The following is a 12,857-nucleotide window of genomic DNA, read 5'->3' on the forward strand; positions in this document are numbered from 1 at the left end:
ATATATAGGCGTGTCTGGCGGCTGCCGGACGCGGCACAGGATTGTTGCATGAACGTCGTCATCGTCGAATCGCCGGCCAAAGCAAAGACCATTAATAAATATCTGGGCAAGAACTATGAGGTTCTCGCCTCCTTTGGCCATGTCCGCGATTTGCCGGCGAAGGACGGTTCCGTCGATCCCGATCACGACTTCAAGATGCTGTGGGAAGTCGACGCCAAATCCTCCAAGCGCCTCGCCGACATCGCCAAACTGGTGAAGGACTCGGATACCGTCATTCTGGCGACCGACCCGGACCGCGAAGGCGAAGCCATCTCCTGGCACGTGCTCGAAGTGTTGAAAGCCAAGCGCGTGCTGAAGGACAAGAAGATCCAGCGCGTCGTGTTCAACGCCATCACCAAGGATGCGGTTCTCGATGCCATGAAGCATCCGCGCGACATCGACGTGCCGCTGGTGGATGCCTATCTCGCCCGCCGGGCGCTCGACTATCTCGTCGGCTTCAACCTGTCCCCGGTCCTATGGCGCAAATTGCCGGGCGCACGCTCAGCGGGCCGCGTGCAATCGGTGGCGCTGCGGCTCGTCAGCGACCGCGAGCTCGAAATCGAGAAATTCGTCAAACGCGAATATTGGTCGATCACCGCGCATCTCAAAACGCTGGAAGGCGGCATTTTCACCGCTCGCCTCTCGGGCGCCGACGGCAAGAAGCTCACCCGCCTCGACATCGGCACCGGTGCGGAGGCGGAGGCCTTCAAGTCGGCGCTCGATCAGGCGAAATTCACCGTGGCGTCCGTAGAGGCGAAGCCGGTCAAGCGTCACCCTTACCCGCCGTTCCGCACTTCGACCTTGCAGCAGGAGGCCGCGCGCAAGCTCGGCCTGTCGCCTGCCCGCACGATGCAATTGGCGCAGCGCCTTTATGAAGGCATCGAGATCGGCGGCGAAACGGTCGGCCTCATCACCTATATGCGTACGGATGGTGTCGACGTCGCCCCCGAAGCGATCACCGCCGCGCGCAAGGTGATCGCCAAAGAATATGGCGACGAATATGTGCCTGGCGTGCCGCGCAAATATTCGGTGAAGGCGAAGAACGCGCAGGAAGCGCACGAGGCGATCCGGCCGACGGATCTTGGCCGTTTGCCGCGCATGGTTTCGAAATATCTCGATACCGACTTGCTGCGGCTCTACGAGCTCGTTTGGAAGCGCACCGTCGCCAGCCAGATGGAATCGGCGGAGCTTGAGCGCACCACGGTCGATATCATCGCCGATGCGGGCAAGCGGCAATTGGAGCTGCGCGCCACCGGCCAGGTCGTGCGCTTCGACGGCTTCCTCGTCCTTTACGACGAGGGCAAGGACGATGCGGAGGATGAAGAATCCGCCCGCCTGCCGCCGATGCAGCCGCGCGATGCGTTGCGCAAGGAGCGCATCGAGACGACGCAGCATTTCACCCAGCCGCCGCCGCGCTACACCGAAGCGAGCCTCGTCAAGCGGCTGGAAGAACTCGGCATCGGCCGGCCCTCGACCTATGCCGCGATCCTTGCCGTGCTGCGCGAGCGCGATTATGTGCGGCTCGAAAAGAAGCAGCTCATTCCGGAGGACAAGGGCCGCTTGCTGACGGCCTTTCTGGAAAGCTTCTTCACGCGCTATGTCGAATATAATTTCACGGCGGATCTGGAAGAAAAGCTCGACCTCGTCTCCAACAACGAGCTTGATTACAAGAAGCTGCTCAGCGATTTCTGGAAGGAATTCTCGGCTGCGGTCGACGGCACGAAGGAGCTGCGCACGACGCAGATCCTGGACAATCTCAACGAGCTTCTCGGGCCACATATTTTCCCCGCGAAGGAAGATGGTTCAGACCCGCGCGGCTGCCCGTCGTGCGGCAATGGCCAGCTCTCGTTGAAGCTTGGCAAATTCGGCGCCTTCATCGGCTGCTCGAACTATCCCGAATGCAAATTCACGCGGCAATTGGCGATGAACGGCGAAGACGCGCAGGCCGTGGAAGGCGGCGATCAGCCCGGCGTCAAAGTGCTCGGACAGGATCCCGAGACCGGCGAAGACGTTTCGCTGCGGGACGGACGCTTTGGTCCTTACGTGCAGCTTGGCGACGGCGAAAAGCCAAAGCGCTCTTCGCTGCCGCGCGGCATGACGCCGGCGACCCTCACCTTGGAACAGGCCGTCGGCCTTCTGTCCTTGCCGCGGGTGGTTGCCAACCATCCGGAAACCGGCGAGCCGATCAAGGCGAGCATCGGCCGGTTCGGCCCTTACGTACAGCACGGCAAGACCTACGCCTCGCTTGGCAAGGACGACAATGTGCTGGAGATCGGCGCTAATCGCGCCATCGACCTGATCGTGGCGAAGGAAAGCGGCGCCGGCGGCGGACGCTTCGGCCGCGGCGCCCAGCCGGGCCGCGCGCTCGGCGACCATCCGAAGGGCGGCGCGGTGAGCGTGAAGGACGGCCGCTATGGCGCCTATGTCAATTGGGGCAAGGTGAACGCCACCCTCCCCAAGGACGTGGATGCTGCGACCATCGATTTGCCGGCTGCGCTCGCTCTGCTCGATGCCAAGGCCTCGGGCAAGAGCGCGGACAGCGCGGTCACGGGCCGCCTGCTCGGCGAACACCCCAATGGCGGCCCCGTCACCGTGCGCGACGGGCGTTACGGCGCTTACGTGAACTGGGGCAAGATCAACGCGACCTTGCCGAAAGGCACCGCCGCGGATGCGGTGAGCCTGATGGAAGCGCTGGAGCTCATCGAGGAAAAGGGCGGTGCGCCCGCGAAAGCAAGTTCGACCAAAGCTGCCGTGAAAAAAGCGCCGGCGAAAAAAGCCACGACCAAGAAAGCTGCGCCGAAAAAAGCGGCGGGGAAAAAGGCGCCCGCAAAAAAAGCGGCGGCAAAAAAATAGGCGCAGAAGTGGCTGCGGCACAGCTGGTTCCGGATCGCGGGGAAAAAGCTCGCGGTCCGGTACGATTCCGCCAGGAACCAGCTTGCTCTAACTCATTCCCCTGCTGCCGTTGAATTCCCACCATCGCACCGGCGCTCGTCCATCGGTCCACTGGCCTTGAAACGACGTGAGCGAGGGATCGAATTCCATTTGCACCGGGCCGAATCCATATTTGTCATGCCATTCGCAAGTCAGGTGGAATCTCGCTCTCCGACAACGCGCCAATGTGCCCCGCGCCGTCGAACCGTCCAAATCCTGAAATGCGTAATCGCCTTCCAAACGCCCATCGCCAGTCAAATGCAAGCGCGTGACGAGCCTCGCCAATCCGGGGCCATTGTGGACTTGGCCATAATACTCCCCCGTGAACTGGCGATCCTGTCCTGCCGCCGTATCGGGGCCGGCGTAGGCGGTGGCGGAAAATCCCAAGCAAACCAAAATTGCCAAAGCCTCACGCCGTTCCATCAACCTCTCCTCGCTCGCCCCTGCCGTCAGGCGCCCTTGTCCTGCCACAATGGCTTCCTATATGCATGCCCGTGAACAATTTTTGTTTTGCAGATTTCTAACGCATGTGCGTCTCTGTCATTTCTGCCGCGCTCAAATTGCGCTTTACATCATCCACTCAAGAGCTTGCACCGTGCCCGCGTGCCGCGACAGCGCCATGCGATTTTTCGGATAGGCAAGCCATTGCAAACCTGACACATTCCCCTCAATGGATAAAACTAAGACAAATCTCCCCACCCGCGATCAAATTCTCGCCTTCATAGCGCGCACCTCGGACGAGGCGGCGAAGGCGGGGCATGCGCCGACCAAGATCGGCAAACGCGAAATCGCGCGCGCCTTCGATATCAAAGGCTCCGACCGGATCTGGCTCAAAGCCATGCTGAAAGACCTGGAGGGCGCGGGCGACATCGAGTCGCGCGGCCGCCGCTCACTCGTGAAGCCGGGCCATCTGCCGCCCGTGGTCGCGGTGGAAATCGTCACGCGCGATGCGGACGGCGAATTGATCGCCGAGCCCTTCGAATGGGACAAGTCCGATGGACCGCCGCCGCGCATCGCGGTCCACGTGCCGCGCAGACCGAAGCCCGGTACCCCCATTCCCGGCATCGGCGAACGTGCGCTGATCCGCACCGAGCCGAACCGCGATCCGGGCAAACGCGGACCGGCCTATACGGGCCGCGTCATCAAGATCCTGCCGAAGGCCAAGACGCAGATCATCGGCATCTTCCGCAGCGCGCCGGGCGGCGGCGGCCGCATTCTGCCGATCGACAAAAAGGCGGTCGGCCGCGAGTTGATCGTGCCGGAAGGCGCGGTCCAAGAGGCGCAAGACGGCGATCTCGTCGCCGTCGACCTGCTCGGCCGCGGCAAGTTCGGCCCGCCCGGCGCCGCGGTGAAGGAACGGCTCGGTTCGATCTCCTCCGAAAAGGCGATCAGCCTCATCGCCATTCACATTCACCGCATTCCCAATGTCTTCAGCCCCGGCGCGCTCGCGGAAGCCGAGAAAGCGAGGCAAGCGACGCTGAAGGGACGCGAGGATTGGCGCAAACTGCCCCTCGTCACCATCGATCCGCCCGACGCGAAAGACCATGACGATGCGGTGCACGCGGAGCCGGATACCGATCCGAATAATCAGGGCGGTTTCATCATCACCGTGGCGATCGCCGATGTCGCAGCCTATGTAACGCCGCACTCTGCGCTCGATCGCGAGGCCTTGGAGCGCGGCAATTCGGTCTATTTCCCCGACCGGGTGGTACCGATGCTGCCCGAGCGCATTTCAAATGATTTGTGCTCGCTGCGCCCGAACGTCGATCGCCCCGCCCTCGCCGTGCGCATGGTGATCGCGCCCGATGGTCGCAAGAAAAGCCACACGTTCCATCGCATCATGATGCGCTCGGCCGCGAAATTGTCCTATCAGCAGGCGCAGGACGCGATCGACGGCGTCAAAAATGACGCCGCCGACGAGGCGCGTCTTTTGTTCGACAGCGTGCTCAAACCCCTCTGGGCCGCCTATGCCTGCGTAAAGAAAGCGCGCGACCATCGCGGTCCGCTGGAGCTCGATCTGCCCGAGCGCAAGCTGCAATTGCGCGCCGACGGCACGGTCGAGCGCGTGCTTACGCCGGAACGTCTCGACGCGCATCGACTGATCGAGGAATGCATGATCCTCGCCAATGTCGCCGCGGCCGAGACCTTGGAGGAGAAGCGCCAGCCGCTGATCTACCGCGCCCACGACGAGCCAACGCTCGAAAAGCTCAACGCGCTCAGCGAGTTCCTGAAGTCGCTCGACATCCGGCTGGCGAAAGGCCAGGTGCTGCGGCCCGCGCAATTCAACGGCATTCTCGCCCAGGTGAAGGACACCGAGAACGAGAATCTCGTCAACGAAGTGGTGCTGCGCTCGCAGGCGCAAGCCGAATATACGTCGCAAAACTACGGCCATTTCGGCTTGAACCTGCGCCGCTATGCGCATTTCACCTCGCCGATCCGCCGCTACGCCGATCTGATCGTGCATCGTGCGCTGATCCGTGCGCTGCATCTCGGCGACGACGGGCTGCGCGATATGACGCCCCAGGAACTCGACGAAATCGCCGAGAAAATTTCCGCCGCCGAACGGCGCGCCATGATTGCGGAACGCGAGACCACCGACCGGCTGATCGCCGCCTTCCTGTCGGAAAAGATCGGCGCAACATTCGAAGGCCGCATCAGCGGCGTCACGCGCGCCGGACTGTTCGTGAAATTGAGCGAAACCGGCGCCGATGGTTTCGTGCCTGCCGCGACCCTGGGCCGCGACTATTACCGCTATGAAGAATCGGCGCATGCGCTCGTCTCGACCTCCACCGGCGAAGCCTATCAACTCGGCGACATGGTCGACGTGAAGCTCGTCGAGGCGGCGCCCTTCGCCGGCGCGCTACGCTTCGAAATGCTGTCCCACGGCCAGACCGGACTTGGCGTTAGCAGCGGCCTCGGCAAGAAACGCAAGCTGCGACGGCTTGGCAAGGAGACCAAGACGGCGAGGACCGCTAAAACCAGGACGACGAAAGCCAGGCCGCGCAAGAAGGGCAGATCATGACCATGACGATTCTGGAGGCCGAAAAGCGTGACGTGTGGCTCGCCATGAAGCGCGGGTTCCTCGGCCATTGCCCGCATTGCGGCGAAGGGCGGATCTTCTCTTCCTATCTGAAAGTGAACCCCACCTGCCCCCATTGCGGTGAGGAGTTGCACCATCATCGCGCCGACGACGCGCCGCCCTACATCACCATTTTCATCGTCGGCCATATCGTGGTTGGGTTGATGCTAGCGGCCGAACAGGTCTACGACGATTCGCCGATCTGGCTGAACGTCCTCGTCTGGCCGCTGCTCAGCGTGATCTTGTCCTTAGCGATCCTCCCACGTGTGAAAGGCGCGCTGATCGCCTATCAATGGGCGCTGCGCATGCATGGCTTCGACAAGGCTGACCAAATCCCATGACTGACTTCGCCCAGAAGCTGACGGAAACGGAACGCGAGCGGCGCTGGCCGAACGTCAAGCCACGCGATGCCGCGACCCTGATCATTCTCGACCGCACCGGCACAGTCCCGAAAGTCCTGATGGGCAAGCGGCACATGGGCCACAAATTCATGCCCCGCAAGTTCGTCTTTCCCGGCGGCGGTATCGAGCCCGGCGACCGGCGCATGAATGTCGCCGGCCCGCTCGCCGAGGTGGTCGAAGCCAAATTGATGGCACGCAATGCGCGCGGCACCGCCGCCCGCGCCCGCGCGCTTGGCCTCGCCGCGATCCGCGAGACGTTCGAGGAAACCGGCATTCTGATCGGCGTCGACGACATGGGCACGCCCGAAAATCCGCCTGAGGGCGCCTGGGCCGCCTTCGCTGCGCATGGCGTCTATCCGGCCCTGGACCGCCTGCATTTCATCGCCCGCGCCATCACCCCACCACGCCGCCCGAAACGCTTCGATGCCGCGTTCTTCGCCGTCGACATGGGGGAGATTGTCGGCCGCGTTGAGGGGATCGTGCACGAGGACGCGGAACTGACCGAGCTTGTCTGGGTGCCGATCGACGAGGCGCAAAAGCTCGAACTGCCGACGATTACGTCTGTGGTGCTGCAGGAACTGGAAGCGAGACTTGTGGCGGGATTTGGCCATTTTCTCCCGGTGCCGTTTTATTATGAACGCAACAGGACTTGGGTGCGGGAGGAATTGTGAGGGCTGGCCGAGAAGTTTGCGAGTGGTCCACCCTTTTCCTTGACTTCCCGGCAACAATCCGTATGTATGCGCCTCCAGCTTTCTGTGGGCCGCTTGCGGCCATGAACTCCTATGGACGGAAATTAGAACCATGGCAAAGGCCGCCACCATCAAGATCAAGCTCCTGTCCACCGCGGACACCGGCTTTTTTTACGTTGCGAAGAAGAACGCACGCACCAAGACCGAGAAGTACACGTTCAAGAAGTACGATCCGGTTGCCCGCAAGCATGTGGAATTCAAGGAAACCAAGATCAAGTAATTGATCGATCATTGGTTTTAGCGAGACAAGGCGCCCTTCGGCGCCTTTTTCTTTGGCACGGGCTATGCCAGGCTATTGGCCCTCTCGACCGGCCGCCCCCGCATGTGATCGCGCCGCGCCCGAAGCAGCGCCAGAAAGGCTGCGAAGACTGCCGAAACGCGGCGCTGAGAGGGATAGTAGAGGAAAAAGCCGGGGAATGGCGGCGTCCAATCCTCAAGCGCCCGCACCAGACGTCCGGCACGAATGTGCGATTCGGCCTCGTGCTCGAGCACATAGGCGACCCCAAGTCCGGCACTTGCTGCCTGGAGCATGAGATCGGGCTCATTGAACGTCAGCAGCCCTGAAAGCCTGATCTCCAATTGCCGCCCATCTTTTTCAAATTCCCACGCATAGATGCTATTTGCCGTCATCATACGGTAGTTGAGGCAGCGGTGCGTCTGTAGGTCCTGAGGCACGGCCGGCATAGCGTGCGCGGCAAAATAATCCGGTGAGGCGACGACGGCCATGCGCAGTTGCGGCCCGACCCGGAACGCGACCATATCTTTTTCTATTTTCTCGCCCAATCGAACGCCGGCGTCGAACCCGTCGGCGACGATGTCCCGCAGCCCGTAATCGATGACGACTTCGAGCGCCGCCTCGGGATGGGCAGCACAAAAGTCACCGAGGATGGGACGGATGACAGCCTCGTAGCCTTGCCGGGTCGCGGTAATGCGCAGCGTGCCCGAAACCCGGTCGCGCTGCCGGTCCAGCATGTCGAGCGTCTCGTCAATGGCCCTCAGCGCCGGCTCCAATGTCAGCAGCAAGGTTTGGCCCGCCTCGGTGGGCGCAACGCTGCGGCTGGTCCGTTGCAGCAGCGTCATGCCGAGACGCTTCTCCAGACGCTTGATCGTGTAGCTCAACATCGAATTGGAGATGCGAAGCTCGGCCGCGGCCCGTGTGAAACTCCGGGTGCGGGCGACCGTGGCGAAGACCGAAAGGTCATCGAGGCCGCCATGAGTCATTGTTCGATAAGATTGCATGATACATCTCAATTATTCAACATGATAGAAAGAGTACTCCGCTCCATCTACCGGTCAAGGTGCTGCTTGGCGCGAATGCCGGTCGTCAGAGGACCGTGCAGCCGCCGGCTTGGGATCGCGCCCACCAGCATCGGACTCGAAAAATGGAAGATGGAACAATGATCAAGCAAAATGCCGTCTGGCTCATCACCGGATGTTCGACGGGCTTAGGCCGGGCGCTGGCACGCCAAGTCTTGAAATCGGGGTATCGCGTCGTGCTGAGCGCGCGAGACCCTGCCACGCTCGACGACATCGTGAGCGAATTTGGCGATACCGCTCACGCAGTGGAACTCGACGTCACCAAGCCGGATCAAGTCAAGACAGCTGTCGCTGCTGCGGAGGCGCGTTTTGGTGGCATCGATGTGCTCGTCAACAATGCAGGCTACGGATATATCGGCGCGATCGAGGAAGGCGAAGACGCCGACGTCCGCGCCATGTTCGAAACCAATATTTTCGGCACTTGGAACATGATCAGGGCCGCACTGCCCGGCATGCGCGAGCGCGGACACGGTCATATCGTCAATCTCAGTTCGGTCGGCGGGCTCACGACTTTCCCTGGTGTCGGCTTCTACCACATGTCGAAATTTGCGGTCGAAGCGCTCTCCGAGACGCTGGCCAAGGAGGTCGCGCCGTTTGGCATCGGCGTCACGGTGGTGGAACCTGGTGCATTTCGGACCGAGTTCCGGGGCCGCTCGATGAAACAGTCAGGCATTCGCTTGCCAGCCTACGCCGACACGACCGGCAAAGTCCGCGACAACCTGATCGCCGGGCACGGCAAACAACAGGGTAATCCCGAACTTGCCGCCAAAGCGATCGTCACCGCGCTTGAAGCCGATCAACCGCCGCTGCATTTGGCGCTGGGAGGCGATGCCGTCGATCTTATTCGGCAGAAAATTGCCGACCTGCAGCGCGACTTCGACAGGTGGGAGGATCTCAGCCGGAGCACGAGCTTTCGAGAAACCGATCCGTCTTGACCCGAGGGCCCAAGTCGCCTTGTTTCGCGCGACGCCGGACATCTAAGAATGCCAAAAGGCAAAATGGTGGCCGGCGGCAAATGGTGTTTCGAGGAGGCCACTCCATCCATTTGCCGCCAGCCAACCCTACGGACCCAGGAGATGCGGCGGACCTGAGCTTCTCCGCAGGGTGTTCGAAACGGAACCGGACGCTCGCATTGTGCGCAGCGAATTGCAACGGCTTTTTGCAGGTTTCTAGAACGTATTGCGAACTTTGTTAACGCGCCGTGCGAAATCGGATCTCATGTGTGATTCGCCTCACCTCAAGCGGCCAGACTCACCCTTCTCTATGCGGTCTGTCCCTCCGTTGAACCCCATTTGCCCCGCAATCATCTGATTGCATGACGCGATCTGTTGTTTGTTTTTGTCAGACCGAACGGAGGCTGCAATGGCCAGGATCATCTATTCCATGCTGACGTCTCTGGACGGCTATATCGCCGGGCCGGACGGTGCAATCGCCCTCCCCGTGCCGGAGGAAGCGTTGCACTGGCAATTCAACGACATGATGAAACGCACAGCCATCGCGCTCTGCGGCCGCAGGATGTACGAGACAATGCGCTTCTGGGATAGCCCCGAGCGCGAGACAGGCGTGACAGCGGTGGAAAGGGATTTCGCCCATGCCTGGCGCGAGACGCCGAAGATCGTATTCTCCACGACGCTGCGGGAGGTAGGACCAAATGCCCGGCTGGTGACCGGCGATGTGGTGAAAATGGTGGCGGATCTCAAAGCGGACATCTCCGGCGAGATCACCGTCGCCGGCGCCAACCTGGCCGCGCATCTCGCGCGATCCGGCCTCATCGACGAATACCGGCTCTACGTGCACCCGGTCCTCCTCGGCGGCGGCACGCCCTATTTCCAATCCGGACTGGCACTGACTTTGAAGCCGCTTGGAACAGAGAGTCTGACGCAAGGCGTCACGTTGCTGCGCTATGCGCCTGGCGGTTAAGCCGCGGCTGCATCGGGCCGCCGCTTGCGCGGAGAATCACCGCCGGGAAAATCCTCCCGAAAATCTCGTAGACAAGCGCGTCTCCTTGAGATAGAACAAAACATAAACGATGTTTGAAAAGATGAAAAAGGCGTCTCTTGCGGCGCGAGCCGGAGCGGTCTTGCGCGAGCCTGCACGGTCGAGAAGCCCTCTGGGCAAAAAAAAATTGAAATCAAACTAATAGAGCGTATTCGTATTATATATCAATGTTTTACCGCGCGCCTGCGCGCTTCCGGAGCGGTTCACCCCTGCCGGAGCGCAGCTCTTTACGCCTCGCCGATATAGTTGCGGACGGTTTCTAGGAACTTCACCACGGAGATCGGCTTCGACAGATAGGCCTCGCACCCGCCCTCGCGAATCTTCTCCTCGTCCCCCTTCATCGCGAAAGCGGTAATCGCGACGACTGGAATGCTGCGCAAATTGGCATCGGCCTTCAGCCAGCGCGTGACCTCGAGGCCGGAAACTTCGGGAAGCTGAATGTCCATGAGAATGAGGTCCGGCCGGTTGCTGCGCACGATATCGAGCACTTCGCGGCCGTCGCGGGTCTGGATCGTCTCGTATTTGTGCGCTTCGAGAAGATCGTTGAACAGCTTCATGTTCAGCTCATTGTCCTCGACGATCAGCACCTTTTTCGCCATCTCATCCATCCGCGCTTGCGCACCGCCGCCACTCGGCAGATTGCACCCTGCCCGAGAGGTATTAAGATCCTGCCAATTTTGGCAAGCGGCCAGGATAGCTTGGGGGCGCGATGAGGCTCAATGATGAAAAGCAAACAGGCCAGCAGTGAGAGCGCCCGCCGCGAGGCAGCCGAGAACCTAGCCATCGCGGCGCTGAGCTTTCTGGCGGGCGATCCCGAGCAGCTTGGGCGCTTTGCCACGCTCGCCGGGCTCGACCTGGCAAACCTGCGGCAGGTCGCGCGGCAGCCCGGTTTCCTGGCCGCCGTTCTCGACCATGTCACCGCCGACCAGGCCTTGGGCGAAGCCTGCGCCGCCGCATTGCACACCAGCCTCGCGGCGCTGGACCGGGCGCGGCAGGTTCTGGCCGGACCGGCCCACTGGGATTCGACATGAATGGGCGCGGCTGATCCCTCACATTTATTTCTATGCCGGGATTGCCTCACGGATTCGCGCGCGGCGAGCCTGACGCGCTGCCCCAATTGCGGTTCGCCGCGCCTGCTCTCCCACCCCGAACGCGACCAGCTCACCATCGCCCATATCGATTGCGACGCCTTTTACGCGACGATCGAGAAGCGGGACAACCCGGGCTTACGCGACAAGCCCGTGATCGTCGGCGGCGGCAAACGCGGGGTCGTGTCGACCTGCTGCTACATCGCCCGTACCTATGGCGTGCGCTCGGCCATGCCGATGTTCAAGGCGCTGCAGGCCTGCCCGCAGGCCATCGTCATTCCGCCCGACATGGCGAAATACGCCCGCGTCGGCCGCGAGGTGCGGCGCCTGATGCTGGACCTGACGCCGCTCGTGGAGCCGCTCTCCATCGACGAGGCTTTCCTCGACCTGTCTGGGACGGAAAAGCTGCACCATGGCAGTCCCGCCGTGACCCTGGCCCGGTTTGCCAAGCACGTCGAGGCGAATATCGGGATTTCGATTTCGATCGGCTTGAGCGACTGCAAGTTCCTCGCCAAGATCGCCAGCGACATCGATAAGCCACGCGGCTTTGCCGTGATCGGCCGCGCGGAGGCCCCCGGCTTTCTCGCGGCGCAGCCGGTCGGCCTCATTTGGGGTGTGGGGCGTGCCATGCAGGAGCGCCTGGGCAAGGACGGCATTCGCACGATCGCTGACCTACTTCCCTTCAATGAAACCGACTTGTTCCGCCGCTACGGCAGCGAAGGCGGCCGCCTCTACCGGCTCGCGCGCGGCATCGACAAGCGCCGCGTTTCGCCCGAACGCGAGACGAAAAGCGTCTCCGCCGAGACGACCTTCTTCGAAGACATTTCGGATGGGCAGGAACTGCGCCGCATCCTGTTCCAGCTCAGCGAACGCGTCGCCAAGCGCCTGCGCGCGCAAGGCTTCTCCGGGCGCACCGTGACGCTGAAACTGAAGACTGCCGATTTCAAGCTCCGCACCCGCGCACGCACCCTGCCCCACCCGACCCAACTTGCGGGGCGGATTTTCGAAGCCGGCGACGCGCTGCTCGCTTTGGAGACCGGCGCGACGCGCTTTCGGCTGATCGGGATCGGTCTGTCGGATCTCGGCGATCCGGCCTTGGCCGACCAAGGCGATCTGGTCGATACCAATGTTGCGCGCGAAAAGGCGACGGAAAGCGCCGTCAACAAATTGCGCGAAAAATTCGGCGATGGCGCGATCGTCAAAGGCATTGTTTTTCATGGGGCTGGCCCCAGAAAAAATGGTTCGTGACGCAATT

At 61.8% G+C, this 12,857-nt stretch carries 11 protein-coding genes; 9 read left to right on the top strand and 2 right to left on the bottom strand.

Annotation, left to right across the window (positions count from 1 at the left end):
- Positions 1-48: 48 nt before the first annotated feature.
- The 5 genes from topA to rpmG all read left to right on the top strand — a co-directional run bounded on the left by topA (position 49) and on the right by rpmG (position 7,419).
- Positions 49-2,892, top strand: a complete 2,844-nt coding sequence (topA, locus tag V9T28_RS10595; RefSeq protein WP_116398931.1) for a type I DNA topoisomerase — start codon at positions 49-51, stop codon at positions 2,890-2,892.
- A 748-nt stretch (positions 2,893-3,640) separates the two neighbouring features.
- Complete coding sequence (rnr, locus tag V9T28_RS10600) at positions 3,641-5,992, top strand: ribonuclease R (RefSeq protein WP_116398933.1); 2,352 nt, start codon at positions 3,641-3,643, stop codon at positions 5,990-5,992.
- The gene (locus V9T28_RS10605) at positions 5,989-6,390 is read left to right on the top strand and encodes a DUF983 domain-containing protein (RefSeq protein WP_245423861.1); all 402 of its coding nucleotides are present in this window, start codon (positions 5,989-5,991) and stop codon (positions 6,388-6,390) included. The genes rnr and V9T28_RS10605 overlap by 4 nt, the downstream gene beginning before the upstream one ends.
- Positions 6,387-7,121 (top strand): NUDIX hydrolase, encoded by a 735-nt coding sequence (locus V9T28_RS10610; protein ID WP_116398934.1) that lies wholly within the window; start codon positions 6,387-6,389, stop codon positions 7,119-7,121. The genes V9T28_RS10605 and V9T28_RS10610 overlap by 4 nt, the downstream gene beginning before the upstream one ends.
- A 130-nt stretch (positions 7,122-7,251) precedes the next feature.
- Positions 7,252-7,419: a 50S ribosomal protein L33 gene (gene rpmG, locus V9T28_RS10615; RefSeq protein WP_116398935.1), complete on the top strand. Its 168-nt coding sequence runs from the start codon at positions 7,252-7,254 to the stop codon at positions 7,417-7,419.
- Positions 7,420-7,481: 62 nt separating this feature from the next.
- Here the strand turns inward: rpmG and V9T28_RS10620 are convergent, their stop codons facing one another.
- Positions 7,482-8,438, bottom strand: a complete 957-nt coding sequence (locus tag V9T28_RS10620) for a LysR family transcriptional regulator (protein WP_245423863.1) — start codon at positions 8,436-8,438, stop codon at positions 7,482-7,484.
- Positions 8,439-8,596: 158 nt separating this feature from the next.
- On the opposite strand from V9T28_RS10620, the gene V9T28_RS10625 reads away from it, so the two are divergent.
- Both V9T28_RS10625 and V9T28_RS10630 read left to right on the top strand, forming a co-directional pair.
- Entirely contained in the window at positions 8,597-9,451 is an 855-nt protein-coding gene (locus V9T28_RS10625; protein WP_116398937.1) for an oxidoreductase, read from the top strand.
- A 427-nt stretch (positions 9,452-9,878) separates the two neighbouring features.
- Positions 9,879-10,436: a dihydrofolate reductase family protein gene (locus tag V9T28_RS10630; protein WP_116398938.1), complete on the top strand. Its 558-nt coding sequence runs from the start codon at positions 9,879-9,881 to the stop codon at positions 10,434-10,436.
- A 305-nt stretch (positions 10,437-10,741) separates the two neighbouring features.
- On the opposite strand, the gene V9T28_RS10635 is transcribed toward V9T28_RS10630, so the two are convergent.
- Positions 10,742-11,113, bottom strand: coding sequence for a response regulator (locus V9T28_RS10635; RefSeq protein WP_116399808.1), 372 nt, complete (start codon positions 11,111-11,113; stop codon positions 10,742-10,744).
- A 123-nt stretch (positions 11,114-11,236) separates the two neighbouring features.
- On the opposite strand from V9T28_RS10635, the gene V9T28_RS10640 reads away from it, so the two are divergent.
- Positions 11,237-11,545 carry a DUF3572 domain-containing protein gene (locus V9T28_RS10640; protein WP_116399809.1) on the top strand — a complete coding sequence of 103 codons (309 nt, stop codon included), beginning with the start codon at positions 11,237-11,239 and terminating at the stop codon, positions 11,543-11,545.
- Positions 11,546-12,850, top strand: coding sequence for a DNA polymerase IV (locus V9T28_RS10645; RefSeq protein WP_116398939.1), 1,305 nt, complete (start codon positions 11,546-11,548; stop codon positions 12,848-12,850).
- The last annotated feature ends 7 nt before the right edge of the window (positions 12,851-12,857 follow it).

The organism is Methylovirgula sp. 4M-Z18, from assembly GCF_037890675.1.
GTDB lineage: Bacteria > Pseudomonadota > Alphaproteobacteria > Rhizobiales > Beijerinckiaceae > 4M-Z18.

Coding starts and splice junctions, on each gene's coding strand:
- V9T28_RS10630 (WP_116398938.1), top strand. CDS start 9,879: ATGGCCAGGATCATCTATTCCATGCTGACGTCTCTGGACGGCTATATC.
- topA (WP_116398931.1), top strand. CDS start 49: ATGAACGTCGTCATCGTCGAATCGCCGGCCAAAGCAAAGACCATTAAT.
- V9T28_RS10625 (WP_116398937.1), top strand. CDS start 8,597: ATGATCAAGCAAAATGCCGTCTGGCTCATCACCGGATGTTCGACGGGC.
- V9T28_RS10645 (WP_116398939.1), top strand. CDS start 11,546: ATGGGCGCGGCTGATCCCTCACATTTATTTCTATGCCGGGATTGCCTC.
- V9T28_RS10610 (WP_116398934.1), top strand. CDS start 6,387: ATGACTGACTTCGCCCAGAAGCTGACGGAAACGGAACGCGAGCGGCGC.
- V9T28_RS10620 (WP_245423863.1), bottom strand. CDS start 8,438: ATGCAATCTTATCGAACAATGACTCATGGCGGCCTCGATGACCTTTCG.
- V9T28_RS10605 (WP_245423861.1), top strand. CDS start 5,989: ATGACCATGACGATTCTGGAGGCCGAAAAGCGTGACGTGTGGCTCGCC.
- rnr (WP_116398933.1), top strand. CDS start 3,641: ATGGATAAAACTAAGACAAATCTCCCCACCCGCGATCAAATTCTCGCC.
- rpmG (WP_116398935.1), top strand. CDS start 7,252: ATGGCAAAGGCCGCCACCATCAAGATCAAGCTCCTGTCCACCGCGGAC.
- V9T28_RS10640 (WP_116399809.1), top strand. CDS start 11,237: ATGAAAAGCAAACAGGCCAGCAGTGAGAGCGCCCGCCGCGAGGCAGCC.
- V9T28_RS10635 (WP_116399808.1), bottom strand. CDS start 11,113: ATGGCGAAAAAGGTGCTGATCGTCGAGGACAATGAGCTGAACATGAAG.